General features: G+C 67.4%; 11 protein-coding genes. All 11 read right to left on the minus strand.

Translation table 11 applies throughout. The features are described 5' to 3' along the window. Window positions 1–84: 84 nt before the first annotated feature. Complete coding sequence (locus tag ACZ6ZD_RS04140; protein ID WP_465668154.1) at window positions 85–3,945, minus strand: DNA-directed RNA polymerase subunit beta'; 3,861 nt, start codon at window positions 3,943–3,945, stop codon at window positions 85–87. 67 nt (window positions 3,946–4,012) lie between these two features. Further along, a complete protein-coding gene (gene rpoB / locus ACZ6ZD_RS04145; RefSeq protein WP_465668156.1) occupies window positions 4,013–7,498 on the minus strand; it encodes a DNA-directed RNA polymerase subunit beta in 3,486 nt (1,161 codons plus the stop codon). Window positions 7,499–7,755: 257 nt separating this feature from the next. Continuing rightward, window positions 7,756–8,430, minus strand: a complete 675-nt coding sequence (locus ACZ6ZD_RS04150; RefSeq protein ID WP_465668158.1) for a hypothetical protein — start codon at window positions 8,428–8,430, stop codon at window positions 7,756–7,758. Further along, window positions 8,430–8,930, minus strand: a complete 501-nt coding sequence (locus ACZ6ZD_RS04155) for a hypothetical protein (RefSeq protein ID WP_465668160.1) — start codon at window positions 8,928–8,930, stop codon at window positions 8,430–8,432. The genes ACZ6ZD_RS04150 and ACZ6ZD_RS04155 overlap by 1 nt, the downstream gene beginning before the upstream one ends. Then, on the minus strand, window positions 8,927–10,219 hold the full coding sequence (locus ACZ6ZD_RS04160; RefSeq protein WP_465668161.1) for an MCE family protein: 1,293 nt from the start codon (window positions 10,217–10,219) through the stop codon (window positions 8,927–8,929). Before ACZ6ZD_RS04160 ends, ACZ6ZD_RS04155 begins: the two co-directional genes overlap by 4 nt. Then, window positions 10,216–11,436, minus strand: a complete 1,221-nt coding sequence (locus ACZ6ZD_RS04165) for an MCE family protein (protein WP_465668163.1) — start codon at window positions 11,434–11,436, stop codon at window positions 10,216–10,218. The genes ACZ6ZD_RS04160 and ACZ6ZD_RS04165 overlap by 4 nt, the downstream gene beginning before the upstream one ends. Next, window positions 11,433–12,623 carry an MCE family protein gene (locus ACZ6ZD_RS04170; RefSeq protein ID WP_465668165.1) on the minus strand — a complete coding sequence of 397 codons (1,191 nt, stop codon included), beginning with the start codon at window positions 12,621–12,623 and terminating at the stop codon, window positions 11,433–11,435. Before ACZ6ZD_RS04170 ends, ACZ6ZD_RS04165 begins: the two co-directional genes overlap by 4 nt. Further along, window positions 12,623–13,630: an MCE family protein gene (locus ACZ6ZD_RS04175; RefSeq protein WP_465668167.1), complete on the minus strand. Its 1,008-nt coding sequence runs from the start codon at window positions 13,628–13,630 to the stop codon at window positions 12,623–12,625. The genes ACZ6ZD_RS04170 and ACZ6ZD_RS04175 overlap by 1 nt, the downstream gene beginning before the upstream one ends. After that, window positions 13,627–14,661, minus strand: a complete 1,035-nt coding sequence (locus ACZ6ZD_RS04180) for an MCE family protein (RefSeq protein WP_465668168.1) — start codon at window positions 14,659–14,661, stop codon at window positions 13,627–13,629. Before ACZ6ZD_RS04180 ends, ACZ6ZD_RS04175 begins: the two co-directional genes overlap by 4 nt. Further along, the gene (locus ACZ6ZD_RS04185; protein ID WP_465668170.1) at window positions 14,658–15,989 is read right to left on the minus strand and encodes an MCE family protein; all 1,332 of its coding nucleotides are present in this window, start codon (window positions 15,987–15,989) and stop codon (window positions 14,658–14,660) included. Before ACZ6ZD_RS04185 ends, ACZ6ZD_RS04180 begins: the two co-directional genes overlap by 4 nt. Continuing rightward, a complete protein-coding gene (locus ACZ6ZD_RS04190; protein WP_171674873.1) occupies window positions 15,986–16,816 on the minus strand; it encodes an MlaE family ABC transporter permease in 831 nt (276 codons plus the stop codon). The genes ACZ6ZD_RS04185 and ACZ6ZD_RS04190 overlap by 4 nt, the downstream gene beginning before the upstream one ends. Between the last annotated feature and the right edge of the window lies 1 nt (window position 16,817).

Genomic DNA, 16,817 nt, shown 5'->3' on the forward strand with positions numbered 1-16,817 from the left:
CCGATTTCCCTTACGGACAAAGCGTTTGAAACGCCGCAGCGGCGGCACCCCCGAAGGGATACCGCCGCTGCGGAGTGACTCGAATCAGTTCTGGTACGAACCGAGGTCGAAGTCGTCGAGCGGGACCGACTGCCCGGCGGACGGGCCGAAGTCGTAGTCGTACGACTCGTAGCCGACCATCGAGTACATCGCGGCCTTCGCCTCCTCGGTGGGCTCCACCCGGATGTTGCGGTAACGGTCCATGCCGGTACCCGCCGGGATCAGCTTTCCGATGATGACGTTCTCCTTCAGACCGACCAGGGAGTCGGACTTGCCGTGGATCGCGGCCTCGGTCAGGACCCGGGTCGTCTCCTGGAAGGAGGCGGCCGACAGCCAGGACTCGGTGGCCAGCGAGGCCTTGGTGATGCCCATCAGCACCGGACGGCCGGACGCCGGCGTCCCGCCCTCGGCGACCACGCGGCGGTTCTCACCCTCGAAGAGGATGCGGTCCGCGAGCTCACCCGGGAGCAGGTTGGCGTCACCCGACTCGATCACCGTGACCCGGCGCAGCATCTGCCGGACGATGATCTCGATGTGCTTGTCGTGGATGGCCACACCCTGCGACCGGTACACCTCCTGGACCTCGTCCACCAGGTGCTCCTGCGCCTTGCGGACACCCAGGATCCGCAGCACTTCCTGCGGGTCCGGCGTGCCCTGCATCAGCTGCTGGCCGACCTCGACGTGCTGACCCTCCTCGATCAGCAGGCGACCGCGCTTCGACACCGGGTAGGCGACCTCCTCGGAACCGTCGTCCGGGGTGAGCACCAGCTTCCGGGTCTTGTCGGTGTCCTCGATCGAGATCCGGCCGGCGGCCTCCGAGATCGGCGCCTTGCCCTTGGGCTGACGCGCCTCGAACAGCTCGACGACACGCGGCAGACCGTGCGTGATGTCGTCACCCGCCACACCACCGGTGTGGAAGGTACGCATCGTCAGCTGCGTCCCCGGCTCACCGATGGACTGCGCCGCGATGATACCGACGGCCTCACCGATGTCGACCGGCTTACCGGTCGCCAGCGAACGGCCGTAGCACTTCGCGCAGGTACCGGTCTTGGCGTCACAGGTCAGCACGGAGCGGACCTTGACCTCCTTGACCCCGGCCTCGATCAGCTTCGCGATCGAGACGTCGCCCAGGTCGCTGCCCGCGGTCAGGACGACGGTGCCGTCGGCGCCGCTGACGTCGGTGGCCAGCGTCCGTGCGTACGCGTTGGTCTCGACGTTCTCGGTGTGGACGACCTTGCCGTCCGGGCCGTCCTCACCGATCTGCTTGGGCAGACCGCGCTCGGTGCCGCAGTCCTCCTCGCGGATGATGACGTCCTGCGAGACGTCGACCAGACGACGGGTCAGGTACCCCGAGTCGGCCGTCCGCAGCGCGGTGTCGGCCAGACCCTTCCGGGCGCCGTGCGTCGCGATGAAGTACTCGACGACGCTCAGGCCCTCACGGAAGTTCGCCTTGATCGGACGGGCGATGATCTCGCCCTTCGGGTTGGCCACCAGACCACGCATACCGGCGATCTGCCGGATCTGCATCATGTTGCCTCGGGCGCCCGAGTGCACCATCATCCAGATCGGGTTGGCCTTGGCGAAGTTCTCCTCCATGGCCTTGCCGACCTCGGCGTTGGCGCCGGTCCAGATCTCGATCAGCTCCTGCCGCCGCTCGGACGAGGTGATCAGACCCCGCTCGAACTGCTTCTGGACCTTCTCGGCCTGCGACTCGTAACGCGCCATGATCTCCGGCTTGGACGGCGGCGTCGAGAAGTCGTTGATGGACACGGTGACACCGGACCGGGTGGCCCAGCGGAAACCGAGGTCCTTCAGCGCGTCGAGGGCGTTGGCGACCTCGACCTTCGTGTACCGCTCGGCCAGGTCGTTGACGATCCCGCCCAGCTGCTTCTTGCCGACCTCGAGGTTGACGAACGGGTAGTCCGCCGGCAGCGTCTCGTTGAACAGCGCGCGGCCCAGCGTGGTCTCCAGGGAGAACCCGCCGCCCGGCAGCTCGACGGCGCCGTCGGTGACGCCCGCGCCGGTCAGCCGCAGCGTGATCTTCGCCTGCAGCGACAGCTCGTTGCGGTCGAAGGCCATGATTGCCTCGGCGACCGAGCCGAACGCGCGCCCCTCGCCCTTGACGCCTTCCTTGAGCATCGTCAGGAAGTAGATGCCGATGATCATGTCCTGCGTCGGCATCGTGACCGGACGGCCGTCGGCCGGCTTCAGGATGTTGTTCGTCGACAGCATCAGGATCCGCGCCTCGGCCTGGGCCTCGGCCGACAGCGGCAGGTGCACCGCCATCTGGTCACCGTCGAAGTCGGCGTTGAACGCCGAGCAGACGAGCGGGTGGATCTGGATCGCCTTGCCCTCGATCAGCTGCGGCTCGAACGCCTGGATACCCAGCCGGTGCAGGGTGGGCGCGCGGTTCAGCAGCACGGGGTGCTCGGTGATGACCTCTTCCAGCACGTCCCAGACCTGGGCGCGCTGACGCTCGACCATCCGCTTGGCGGACTTGATGTTCTGCGCGTGGTTGAGGTCGACCAGCCGCTTCATCACGAACGGCTTGAACAGCTCCAGCGCCATCGCCTTCGGCAGACCGCACTGGTGCAGCTTCAGCTGCGGGCCGACCACGATGACGGAGCGGCCCGAGTAGTCGACGCGCTTGCCGAGCAGGTTCTGACGGAAACGACCCTGCTTGCCCTTGAGCATGTCGGACAGCGACTTCAGCGGCCGGTTGCCCGGGCCGGTGACCGGACGGCCGCGGCGGCCGTTGTCGAACAGCGCGTCGACGGCCTCCTGCAGCATCCGCTTCTCGTTGTTGACGATGATCTCGGGCGCACCGAGGTCGAGCAGCCGCTTGAGGCGGTTGTTCCGGTTGATCACCCGGCGGTACAGGTCGTTCAGGTCGGACGTGGCGAACCGGCCGCCGTCGAGCTGGACCATCGGCCGCAGGTCCGGCGGGATGACCGGGACGCAGTCCAGGACCATACCCATCGGGCTGTTGTTGGTGGCCAGGAACGCGGTGACGACCTTGAGCCGCTTCAGGGCGCGGGTCTTGCGCTGGCCCTTACCGGTCTTGATCGTCTCGCGCAGGTTGTCGGCCTCGGCCTTCAGGTCGAAGGTCTCGAGCCGGCGCTGGATCGCGGCCGCGCCCATCGCCCCGGCGAAGTACTTGCCGAAGCGCTCCTTCATGGCGCGGTAGAGGATCTCGTCACCCTCGAGGTCCTGGACCTTCAGGTTCTTGAACCTGGTCCAGACCTCGTCGAGGCGGTCGATCTCGCGCTGCGCACGGTCGCGCAGCTGCTTGACCTCACGCTCGGCGCCTTCCTTGACCTTGCGCCGGACGTCGGCCTTCGCGCCCTCGGCCTCGAGCTGCGCGAGGTCCTCCTCGAGCTTCTTCATCCGGGTCTCGATGTCGTTGTCGCGCCGGTTCTCGAGCTGCTTGCGCTCGACGTCCGTCCGGCCCTCCAACGACGCGAGGTCGCGGTGCCGCGCCTCGTCGTCGACGTCGGTGATCATGTACGCCGCGAAGTAGATGACCTTCTCGAGGTCCTTCGGGGCGAGGTCGAGCAGGTAGCCGAGCCGCGACGGGACACCCTTGAAGTACCAGATGTGGGTGACCGGAGCGGCCAGCTCGATGTGGCCCATCCGCTCGCGGCGCACCTTGGAGCGGGTGACCTCGACGCCACACCGCTCGCAGATGATGCCCTTGAAGCGAACGCGCTTGTACTTACCGCAGTAGCACTCCCAGTCCCGGGTGGGACCGAAGATCTTCTCGCAGAACAGACCGTCCCGCTCGGGCTTGAGCGTCCGGTAGTTGATCGTCTCCGGCTTCTTGACCTCGCCGTGCGACCACTGGCGGATCTCATCCGCGGTCGCCAGGCCGATCCGAAGCTCGTCGAAGAAGTTCACGTCGAGCACGATGTGTTATCTCCCGTAAAAAGTTGGTCTGAGAAAAGTTGGCTGATGATCAGGAGCGGCAACCCGCTCAGACCTCTTCGACGCTGTTCGGCTCCCGCCGGGACAGGTCGATACCCAGTTCCTCCGCAGCGCGGAAGACGTCCTCTTCGCTGTCGCGCATCTCGACCCGGCTTCCGTCGGACGAGAGGACCTCGACATTCAGACACAGAGACTGCATTTCCTTGACCAGAACCTTGAAGGACTCCGGGATACCCGGCTCCGGGATGTTCTCGCCCTTGACGATCGCTTCGTAGACCTTCACGCGACCGACCACATCGTCCGACTTGATCGTCAGCAGCTCCTGCAGCGCGAAGGCGGCGCCGTAGGCCTCGAGGGCCCACACCTCCATCTCGCCGAACCGCTGACCACCGAACTGCGCCTTACCACCCAGCGGCTGCTGCGTGATCATCGAGTACGGACCGGTCGAGCGGGCGTGGATCTTGTCGTCCACCAGGTGGTGCAGCTTCAGCATGTACATGTAGCCGACGCCGACCGGCTCCGGGAACGGCTCACCCGAGCGGCCGTCGAACAGCCGGGCCTTACCGGTGCCGTCGACCATCCGGTCGCCGTCGCGGTTCGGCAGCGTCGAGCTGAGCAGGCCGGTGACCTCCTCCTCGCGGGCGCCGTCGAAGACCGGGGTGGCGACGTTCGTCATCGCCGGCGCGGACCCCGCGCCGATCTTGATCAGCCGCTGCGCCCACTCCTCCTGGCTGTCCGGGTCGACCTCCCAGCCGCGGCTGGCGACCCAGCCGAGGTGGGTCTCGAGCACCTGACCGACGTTCATCCGGCCGGGCACGCCCAGCGGGTTCAGGATGATGTCGACCTGGGTGCCGTCGGCCATGAACGGCATGTCCTCGACCGGCAGGATCTTCGAGATGACGCCCTTGTTGCCGTGGCGTCCGGCGAGCTTGTCGCCGACGGAGATCTTGCGCTTCTGGGCCACGTAGACGCGGACCAGCTGGTTGACGCCCGGCGGCAGCTCGTCGCCGTTGTCGCGGTCGAAGACGCGGACGCCGATGACGGTGCCGTTCTCGCCGTGCGGAACCTTCAGCGAGGTGTCGCGGACCTCACGGGCCTTCTCACCGAAGATCGCGCGCAGCAGCCGCTCCTCCGGGGTCAGCTCGGTCTCGCCCTTCGGCGTCACCTTGCCGACCAGGATGTCACCGGTGGTGACCTCGGCGCCGATCCGGATGATGCCGCGCTCGTCCAGGTCCGCGAGCATCTCGTCGGAGACGTTCGGGATGTCCCGGGTGATCTCCTCCGGGCCCAGCTTGGTGTCGCGAGCGTCGACCTCGTGCTCCTCGATGTGGATCGAGGTCAGCAGGTCCTGCTGGACGACGCGCTGGGACAAGATGATCGCGTCTTCGTAGTTGTGACCCTCCCACGGCATGAACGCGACGAGCAGGTTCCGGCCGAGGGCCATCTCCCCTTCGTCGGTGCACGGGCCGTCGGCCAGCGGCGAGCCGACCTCGACCCGCTGCCCGGCGTCCACCAGCGGGCGCTGGTTGATGCAGGTGCCCTGGTTCGAGCGGCGGAACTTCGCCAGCCGGTAGGTCTGGTACGTGCCGTCGTCGGCGGCGATCTCGATCAGATCGGCCGAGACCTCCTTGACCACGCCGGCCTTGTCGGAGACGACCACGTCACCCGCGTCGACCGCACCGCGGAACTCCATCCCGGTGCCGACCAGCGGCGCGTCCGAGGTGATCAGCGGCACCGCCTGGCGCTGCATGTTGGAGCCCATCAGCGCGCGGTTGGCGTCGTCGTGCTCGAGGAACGGGATCAGGGCCGTCGCGACCGACACCATCTGGCGCGGGGAGACGTCCATGTAGTCCACGTCCGCGACGAGCGCGAGCTCGACCTCACCGTGCCGGCGACGGACCAGCACGCGGTCCTCGGCGAGCCGGTTGTCGTCGGTCAGCGCGGCGTTGGCCTGCGCGATGACGAACCGGTCCTCCTCGTCGGCGGTCAGGTAGTCGACCTGGTCGGTGACGAGGCCCTCGACGACCTTGCGGTACGGGGTCTCGACGAAACCGAACGGGTTCACCCGGCCGTACGACGCGAGCGAGCCGATCAGACCGATGTTCGGGCCTTCCGGGGTCTCGATCGGGCACATCCGGCCGTAGTGGGACGGGTGCACGTCGCGGACCTCGAAGCCGGCCCGCTCACGGCTCAGACCACCGGGGCCGAGCGCGTTCAGGCGCCGCTTGTGGGTCAGACCGGCGACCGGGTTGGTCTGGTCCATGAACTGCGACAGCTGCGACGTCCCGAAGAACTCCTTCAGGGCCGCGACCACCGGACGGATGTTGATCAGGGTCTGCGGCGTGATCGCCTCGACGTCCTGGGTCGTCATCCGCTCCCGGACCACGCGCTCCATCCGGGCCAGGCCGGTGCGCAGCTGGTTCTGGATCAGCTCGCCCACCGTCCGCAGCCGGCGGTTGCCGAAGTGGTCGATGTCGTCCTCTTCGACGACGATCTCGCCGATCGGGGCCGGCAGCTCGGTCTTGCCCTCGTGCAGCGCGACCAGGTACTTGATCGTGGCGACGATGTCGTCGATCGTCAGCACCGCGGTGTCGTGCGCCTCGTCGCGGCCGAGCTTCTTGTTGATCTTGTAGCGGCCGACCTTGGCCAGGTCGTAGCGCTTGCCGTTGAAGTAGTAGTTCTCCAGCAGCGCCTGCGCGGCCTCGCGCGTCGGCGGTTCACCCGGACGCAGCTTGCGGTAGATGTCCAGCAGCGCGTCGTCCTGCCCGGAGGTGTGGTCCTTCTCCAGGGTGAGGCGGATCGACTCGTAGTCGCCGAACTCCTCGAGGATCTGCGCGTCCGTCCAGCCCAGGGCCTTCAGCAGGACGGTGACGTTCTGCTTGCGCTTCCGGTCGAGGCGAACGCCGACCATGTCGCGCTTGTCGACCTCGAACTCCAGCCACGCGCCGCGCGACGGGATCACCTTGGCGGTGAAGATGTCCTTGTCCGACGTCTTGTCCGGCGTGCGCTCGAAGTACACGCCGGGCGAGCGGACGAGCTGCGACACGACGACGCGCTCGGTGCCGTTGATGACGAAGGTGCCCTTGCGCGTCATCAGCGGGAAGTCGCCCATGAAGACGGTCTGGCTCTTGATCTCGCCGGTCTCGTTGTTCATGAACTCGGCCGTGACGAACAACGGCGCGGAGTACGTGACGTCGCGCTCCTTGCACTCGTCGACCGTGTTCTTCGGGGGCTCGAAGCGGTGGTCGCGGAACGACAGCGACATGGTGCCGCTGAAGTCCTCGATCGGGGAGATCTCCTCGAAGATCTCTTCCAGGCCGCTCGGGCCGGACAGGTCGGTCCGCCCTTCGGCCTCGGCGGCGGCCACCCGGGCCTGCCACGTTTCGTTGCCGACCAGCCAGTCGAAACTGTCCACCTGCAGCGCAAGCAGATCCGGAACCTCGAGAGGCTCGGAGATCTTTGCGAAAGAGATGCGGCGGGGAGAGCCGGAAACTTCGGAGATGCTGTCGGACTGGGGGTTGCGCGAGGCGACCAAGGGGCGTCCTTCCACGGGCTCGCAAACATCGGTGCTGGGTGCGCACGCCAAGCCACCCCAGTCAAGTCGAGACATGAGCCGAGGTGGGAGAAAGGCAGCGCAAAGCAATAGGCTACCCGATACGGGCAAACCTGTCCAATGGGGTCCGATAGTTTGCCTTCGGACCCCCCTCTCCGTCAAGGACCGACCCGGTGTCTCCAGTGGGTAGATCACCCACGAGACTGCCGGCGCCCTCCTGGTGTGGAGTCACAAAGAGACTACAGTCCGGCGATCTCCTGGACCAGCCATCGGCCGTCTTTTCGGACCATCGTGAAGCGGGTCCGGTTCAGATCCACCCGGGGTTTACCCTGCGTGACGGTACTGGTGGTGGTCTGGTTGACGAAGATGATCAGCGTCACCCGGTCCGCGTCGCCGTCGCGGACGCCGACCTCGCGCACCTCAGCCTTGACCGTCGCCTTGGTCTTCGCGGCCAGCTCGCCGGCCACCTTGGCCGTCTCGTCGAACTTCCCGGCGAACTCCGGGGTCATCGTCGCCCGTGCGTCCGCGAAACTCTTGTCGAGCGTCCGGTAGTCGTAGCCGAGCGCGGTCTCGGCCGCCTTCCGCCCGGCCGCCGCGGCCTCACCGCGAGCGTCCTCGGCCTGCTTGCCCTGCCAGGCCTGCACCCCGAGCACCGCCGCGACGGTCAGCACGAGCACGATCAGGACGCCGAGCAGCGCGAACAGCACCCCGCCGATCGGGCGCTTTTCATCACTGTCAGTGACTGTCTTAGCCGTTTCCGGCACGGCCGGGACGTCGTCCTGGACCTCTGAGGTGACTGGGGTCACATCCTGGACTCGCGTCTCGACCGGCTCGTCGACGGCCTCGGCCGGTACGTCGACCGGGCTCCGCCGTTGCCCGGCGATCCGCGGCCGGTTGCGGGGACGGTCCGGCATCAGCCCACCACCTGCAGGTCGGCGGTCAGCCAGCGGTCCTGCTCGCGGACCATGTCCAGCTTGATCCGGTAGCGCCGCTCGACGCCCGCGGTCGAGGCCGTGTTGGTGACGAGTGCGTTCACGATCACCAGGACCTCGGCGGAGTCCTTGTCACCGGACACCAGCCCGGCCTCCTTCACGTCGCCCTTCGAGGTCGCCTTGTTGGCCACGACATCGGTCTTCACCGCGCCGGCCCCGGCCTGGAACTCCTGTTTGAACTGCCCGGTCGAACTGTCGACCACGCGCTGCGCGTCGGCGTCCCAGGTCTGGAAGTTGTACGTCGTGAAGTCCAGCGCGAGCTGCCGGGCGGACTTCAGCGCGCCCTCCCGGTTGCTCTTGTCCTGGGTCTGCTTCTGCAGCGCGACCACCGACAGCGTCGCACCCGCAAGCGCGATCACCAGCAGCACACTGAGCGCCCAGGCCACGATCAGCCGGCCGAGCCGAGGGGTCTTCGCAATCACTTACCGGTCACCGGTCCGAGGATGAGTGCCTTCCAGGAGTCACTGCCGAGCAGCTCCTGCTGTCCGCCGGTCGAGCCGAGGATCATCTCGGGCATCCCACCGGCGCCGCCCGCGGCCCCGGTCACCGGGTCGTAGCCGACGCCGTACCCGGTGCGGTTGCGATCCGAGCGGGACGACGGGGTGGGCTTGTTCTGCGCGCCGCGGACGTTGACCCCGGACGACGGCGACGCCGTACAGCCCGCCTTGTTGTTCGCGGCCTGTTTCGAGGTGTCCTGCGGGACGCGCCAGTCGGTCCCCTTGTAGCCGGCCCGGCAGGCCGGCGGCGTGAACCCGAGCACGAGCCCGAAGTGCGCGTCGTAGTGCCCTGTCCCCGGGTCCTTGGCGGGGACGACGTAGCCGCCCATCGAGACGGCCGGGTAGACCACGAGCAGCTGCTCGAGGGCATCCAGCCGGACGGCGGTCAGTTGGTTCACCGTCAGCAGGTTACCGAGCAGGACGGCGATGTCCGCGCGGTTCTCCTGAATCAGGCCGGTCAGCTGGGTCGACGCGGCCGATCCCTGGTCGACGACCTTGCGCAGGTTCGCGTCCGAGCTAACCAGGGTGTCGGACAGCAGCGCGAGGTTCTTCGCCCAGGTCTTGATCGCGTCGCCGCTGGCCACCTGGGTCGCCAGCACGGTGTCGCCGTCGTTGATCAGCTTGATCGTCTGCAGGATGTTGGCATCCGCGTCGTCGATCAGCCGGCCGGAGCTGTCGATGATCCGCTGCAGGTCGGTCCCCCGGCCCTTGAGCGCCTGGCCGAGCTCCTTGACCGTCGTCCGCAGGCTGTCCTGGTTGACGGAGTTGACCAGCTCGTCGAGGTTCAGCAGCAGCTCGGTGGTGTCGATCGGGATCGCGGTGTTCTCCCGGTCGATCCGGGAGTGGTCCTTCAGGTACGGGCCGCCGTCGCGGCGCGGCTGCAGGTCGACGTACTGCTCGCCGATCGCGGACCGGTTCGCGACCACGGCGAGCAGGTCGTTCGGCACCTTGGTCTTGTTCTCGATCTCGAGGTCGACCAGGACGCCGTCCGGCAGCAGCTTCAGCTCACCGACCCGGCCGACCGGCTGGCCGCGGTACGTCACCTCGGCGCCTTCGAAGATCCCGCCGGACTCCGCGAAACTCGCGCTGACCGTGTACTCGTCGTCGAACAACAGCTTGTCGCTCTGCGCGTACCGCGCGCCGACGAACGCGATCCCGACGACGGTGATCAGCAGGAACACCATCAGCTGGATCCGGACCCCTCTGGTGATCACTTCACCACCCCCGGCATCAAGGCCCTGGCGAGCTCGGGATCGAAACCGGCCCGGTTGAGTTTCGGGCCGCAGACCGGCAGCAGCAGGACGGTGACACAGGTCGTCGTCGGCGCGGCCGGCTTGGTCGGCTTGGTCCCGGGCTTGGTCTTGGTCGGGTTGTGCAGCGGGATGCTCAGCCCGAGCGTCGGCAACGCGGTCGGGCCGAGGGTCGGCAGGTCGAGGCCGAGCAGACCCTTGAGCGCCTTCTGGGTGTTCACGTCCAGGGTGATGCCCAGGTTCGTGTAGTCGCCGCCGACGGCCTTCGCGGCCTCGTCCGGGAACGGGTAGGTGAAGAGCAGCTCGAGCGACTTCGGCAGGTTCTCCCCCGCCTCGGCCAGCTTGGTCAGGATCGGGTACAGCGACTGCAGGTTGGCGACCAGGTCCTTCTGCGCGGAGGTGATCACGCGGGTCGCCGTACTGCCCAGGGTCGAGAGCGCCTGCAGCGTCTTGACCAGCGCGGCCCGCTGCTTGTCGAGCGTCGCGATGGACTTCGGCAGCGAGTCGATCGCGGTCGCCAGCGTCGCCTTCTGCGCGTTCAGCTTCTTGGCCAGCGCGTCGACGGCGGTGATCGCGGTGACGATCTTCTGCTTGTTCTGGTCGAGCGTCCCGACGAACGTGTTCAGCTGGTCCAGCACGCTCTTGATCGCCGGCTCGTTGCCGGTGAGGGCCTTGTTCAGCTCCTGGGTGATGATCTGGAGCTGGGCGACGCCGCCGCCGTTCAGCAGCAGCGACAGCGCGGACAGGACCTCTTCGACCTCGACGTTACTGGTCGTCCGGGACAGCGGGATGACCTCGCCGTTCTCGAGTTTGCCGCGTGGCTCCTCGGCGCCGGCGGGCGGCGCGAGCGAGACGAACTTCTCGCCGAGCAGGCTGGTCTGGCGAATCGTGGCCCGCTCGTTGTCGGGCAGCTCGAGGCTCTTCGGCAGCCGGATCCGCACCTTGGCGGTGTACCCCTCCAGCCAGACCTTCTCGACCGTCCCGACGGTGACGTCGTCCACCTTGACGGTCGACTTGGGCACCAGGTCCAGTACGTCGGCGAACTCGACCGTGACCGTGTACGACGGCCCCTTGATCTTGGCGCCGCCGGGCAGCGGCAGCGAGTAGACGCTGAAGTCGCACCCGGTCAGCAGCATCGTCAGCGCCAGCGCGCCGGCGACGAATCCCGTCCGTCGTCTCATCGGACCAGCCCCCCGAGAGTCGGATCGACCGGGTCCGGGCTGGCCGGCTTCTCGGCGGGCGCCGGGGCCCACGGCGTCCCGGCTGGGCCGCCGCTGGCCGGGGCGCCGCCGGTCAGCTGGCTGAGCAGCGGAAGCTTCGGCAGCGCGTCCAGCACCGGCTTGAGCAGCGAACAGGTCGAGAGCGGCTGGTTCACCTGCAGGAGCAGCGAGCAGATGAACGACGACGGGTCGTCGAACTGGGCCAGGTTGATCCGCTGGTCGAGCGTGCCGTACTGCGGGTTGTAGACGCGGGCCAGGTTGCCCAGGCCGAGCGGCGCGGTGTCGATGATCTCGGCCAGCGCGGCCTTCTCCTTGACCAGGATCTGCGAGATCTCGGTCGCGCCGGAGATCGTCGTCCGGACCAGGGCGCGGTTGTCCTTGACGAAGGTCGCCACCTCGCCGAGCGCGGTCGCCAGCAGTGAGAGCGCGGCGGCCAGGTCCTTCCGCTCGCCGGCCAGCGTCGTCGACGTCGCCGCGAAGTTCGTGTTGAACTCCTTGACCAGCGCGTCGTTGGCCGCGAGCGCCGACACGAACGTCTGCAGCTGCCGGACCGTCGCGAACAGGCTGTCCGAGTTCCCCGAGAGGGTGCCGGTCAGCTTGGCGACGTCGGTGATCGTCCGGTTCAGCTTGGCGCCCTGGCCGTTCAGGTTCTTCGCGGAGACGTCGAGCAGCCGGGACAGCGCGCCCTGGTCGTTCGCGCCCTTCGGACCGAGCGCGACGGACAGGTCGTTCAGGCTCTGGTAGATCTGGTCGAGCTCCAGCGGCACCGCCGTCCGCTCCAGCGGGATCTGCGCGCCGTCGGCGAGCACCTCGCCCTTGGAGTACGCCGGGGTCAGCTGGACGTACCGGTCGGCGACGATCGAGGGCGCGGCGATGACGGCCTTGGCGGTCGCCGGCACCTTGTGCTTGGCCTCCCACCAGAACTTCACCCGCACCGACCGCCCGGCCGGCGTGACGCTCTCCACCTCGCCGACCTTGATACCGAGGATGCGGACGTCGGAGCCCGGGTAGACCGACACCGCCCGCGGGAAGTACGCCGTCGCCGACACCCGCTCCGGGTTCGGCCAGAGCGAGATCACGCTGACCGCGAGGATCACCACGACGACGCCGATCGCGACCAGCCGCGAGAACGAGGACATCTTGGTCATCAGCGGCCTCCGAGGATCGGCGGCAGGCCGAGATCGATCGGGGGCAGCGGGACCTCGGGGACGGGCACCAGGTTCTGCACGTAGGTGTCGAACCAGGGGCCGGTGCCGAGGGTGTTGGTGAAGACGCGGACGAACGGCGCGAGGCCCTTGATACTGGCGTCCAGGTCGTTCTGGTTCTTCAGCAGGGTGGCCAGGACGGCGTTCACCTTCTGCAGGGTCGGGGCCAGGTCCTTCCGGTTCTCCCGGACCAGCGCGGTGATCTGCGCGGACAGCTTCTGCGTCGAGACCAGCAGCTGGTGGATCAGCGCCCGCCGCGCCTGCACCGCCTGGAAGACGGTGTTGCCGTCCTTCATCAGCTTGATCAGCTGCTGGTTGCGGTCGGCAAGCACCTTGGTGACCGTGTTCGAGTGCTGCAGCAGCAGCTTCAGCTGCTCGTCGCGCTTGGCCACGCTCCGGGACAGCCGGGACAGGCCGGTCAGCGACGCGTTCACCTCGTCCGGCGTGTTCTTGAAGGTCGTCGACAGCGTGTCCAGGGCCTTGGCCAGCTGGGCGGTGTCGATCCGCTCGGTGGTGTTCGCGAGATCGGAGAACGCGTCCACGACGTCGTACGCCGAAACCGTCCGCGCGAGCGGGATCTCGGCCCCCGCCTTCAGCGAGCCGCTGCCGGCCGGGTTCAGCTTGAGGTACTTCTGGCCGAGCAGCGTCTTGATCTTCATCTCGGCGCCGGTCTGGTCACCCAGTTTCACGCCCTTGTCGACGACGAAGTCGACCCGCACGTGCGTCCCCTCCAGCTCGACGCCGCGGACCTGCCCGACGCGGACGCCGGCCACCCGGATCTCGTCGTTCGCCTTCAGCCCGCCGGCCTCGGAGAACTGCGCGGAGTACTTCGTCCCGCCGCCGATCAGCGGCAGGTCCTGCGCCTTGAACGCGGCCAGCATGACCAGCCCGATCACCGTCAGGCCGATGACGCCGATCGTCACCTGGTTCTGCTCGCGGAAGGGCTTCATTTCTTACACCTGGCCGAGTTGTTGTCGTAGGCCACCGGGATACGGGTCCCGATCGGGAGCGTCACGTTGCCGTTGAAGTTGCACAGGTAGAAGTTGAACCAGGAACCGTAGGACGCCGTCCCGGTCATCGTGTTCAGCTTCTCCGGCATGTTCTGCAGGGTCTTCACCCAGATGCCCTGGGTGTCGTCGAGGGTGGTCGCGACCGTGCGCAGCCGGTCCAGGTCGGCCTTGATCGGGACCCGGGTCTGCTGCAGCAGGCCGGCGGTCTTGTTGTTCAGCGTGTTGATCGAGCCGAGCGAGCTGAGGATCGGGTTGATGTCCTGGCTCAGGCCGGTGATGAACTGCTGCAGGTTGACCAGGAGCTGGGAGAAGTTCTGCTGGCGCTGCGAGACGATCTGCAGTGTGCCGGTCAGGTTGCTGATCAGGTCGCCGATCACCTGATCGGCGTCGGCCAGCGTGGTGGTCAGCGACGCGGTCTTGGCCAGCAGCGACTCGATCGTGCCGCCCTCGCCCTGCAGCACCTTGATCACCTCGAACGCGAACTGGTTCACGTCGGCCGGGGTGAGCGCGGTGAACAGCGGCTTGAACCCGTTGAACAGCACCGACAGATCCAGCGCGGGCGCCGTGCGCTCCTGGGGGATCAGCCCGTTCGACTTCAGCCGCTCGCCGCCGCCGACGCCGTCCGTCAGCGCGACGTAGCGGTTACCGACCAGGTTGCGGTAGCGCAGCGTCGCGTGCGTCGAGTTGTCGACGACCTGGTCGGCGTCGATGCTGAACGTCACCATCGCCAGCTTGTCCTGGTGGAGGGCGATCTTGTCGACCTGCCCGACCTTGACCCCGGCGATCCGGATGTCGTCGCCCTTGTTCAGCCCGACGGCGTCGGTGAACACGGCCCGGTACTTCGTGGTCGCGTTGAAGCTGATGTTGCCGATCGTCACCGCCAGCAGCGCGGTCGCGATCGTCGTCACCACGACGAAGATCGACAACCGGACGATGTCCAGCGAGGTCTTCTTGTCGAGGAGTTTGGTCATTTGAGGTTCACCTGCCCGCCCCGCAGCAGCGGGCCGACCAGCAGGGTGGTCAGATCCGGGACGTCGCTCGCCGGGAGGCCCATCGCCGGGGCCACCACCGAGTCGACGATCTTCTGCTCGGCCGGCGTCCCGACGCCCTGGGTGTCCATCGCGAACCCGGGAATCGCCCGGTTCAGCGTCAGGTTCACCGGGAACCGCTGGTCCTTGTTGTGCGCGCCCTTCACGCCGTCCTCACCGGTGATGTAGGGGGCCGGGTTCTCCTGGGTGTACGGTCCCGGCTTCTCCCCCGGGTGCGAGTAGTTCTTGCCGACGCAGGTCGGGCCGCGGCGGTCGGAGTACTCGGGCAGCTCGTCGGGCTCGTACGGCGTCGGCTGGTTGGTGATCAGCTCGAGGTTGATGTTCAGCCGGCCGTCGCGGAACGTGTCGTTCAGGATCGGGGCGGTGTCCGTCATCACCTTGAGGAAACACGGCACCTCGGGTGAGTACCGCTCCAGCAGGTCGAGCACCGGGCGGCTCACCTCGCCGAGCCGGATCACCCGGTCCTCGTTCTGCTTGAGGAAGTTGTTACCGGTCGAGGAGACGCCCTGGACGTCGGTGAAGAACTGCCGCAGCTGCTGCTCCTTCTCGACCACCGTGTTCCCGGTGATGGTCAGGTTGCGCAGGGCGCGGACCAGGTCGGGCGTCGCGTCGCCGTACAGCTGGGAGACCTGGGTCAGCTTGGTCAGCGCGTCCATCAGCTTGGGGACGTTCGGGTTCAGCTTCTTCAGGTACGAGTCGAGCTGGGTCAGCGTGCCGGCGATCTCGGCGCCGCGGCCCTCGAGCGCGGTGGCCAGCGTGTTCAGCGTGGCGTTCAGATCGGCGGGGTCGACGGCCTGCAACAGCGGGAGGGCGTCGTTCAGCACCTTCTCGATCTCGATCCCGACGGCGGTCTTGTCCCGGGCGATCACGTCACCGGCCCGGATCTGCCGGCCTTCGGCGCCGGCCGGCGGGACGAGCGCGACGTACTTCTCGCCGAACAGCGTCTTGGGCAGGATCCGCGCGCTGACCGCACTCGAGATCTCCTGGACCTGATCCGGTTTCAGCGCCAGCTCGACCGTCGCCTCTTCGCCGTCGGTGGAGACGCCGGTGACCTCGCCGACGATGATGCCGCGCAGTTTCACATCGGCGTGCTCGTTGAGCTGGAGGCCGATATGACTGGTCTTCAGCTCGATGTCGACGGTGTCGGTGAAGACCTTCGCGTAGAACGCGTAGGTCAGCCAGAGCAGGAAACACAGCATGCCGATGAAGATGACGCCGTACGCCTTGTGCGGAAGTTTGTTGATCATCATCCGGCCAGCCTCACCGTGGTCGTGGTGCCCCAGATCGCCATCGAGAGCAGCAGGTCGACCACGTTGATCACGACGATCGACGTCCGGACGGCGCGGCCGACCGCGACGCCGACGCCCGCGGGGCCGCCGCTGGCGTGGTAGCCGTGGTAGCAGTGCACGAGGATGACCAGGACCGCGAACACCAGCACCTTGCCGAACGACCACAACACGTCGCCCGGTGGTAAGAACAGATGGAAATAATGGTCGTACGTGCCTGTGCTCTGACCGTAGAACTTGGTCACGGTCAGCCGGGTGGCGAAGTACGACGAGAGCAGGCCGACGACGTACAGCGGGATCACCGCGATCAGCCCGGCGATGATCCGGGTGGTGACCAGGAACGGCAGCGACGGGATCGCCATCACCTCGAGGGCGTCGATCTCCTCGCTGATCCGCATCGCGCCGAGCTGCGCGGTGAAACCGCAGCCGACGGTCGCGGCCAGCGCGATGCCGGCGATCAGCGGGCCGATCTCGCGGGTGTTGATGTACGCCGACACGAAGCCGGCGAAGGCCGATGTACCGATCTGGTTCAGCGCGGAGTAGCCCTGCAGGCCGACCTCCGTCCCGGTGAAGAAGGCCAGGAACGTGATCACGCCGACCGTGCCGCCGATCACCGCGAGCGCGCCGGTGCCGAGCGTCACCTCGGCCAGCAGCCGCAGGATCTCCTTGCGGTAGCGGGTGATGGACTTCCCCGACCAGGCCAGCGCCTTGACGTAGAAGGCGAGCTGCTCGCCGAGCCGGTCCAGCGAGTTGAGCGGCTTCTTGACCAGGGTGTCCATCAGGGCCGACATG

It is taken from the genome of Kribbella sp. NPDC104218, from assembly GCF_055584105.1.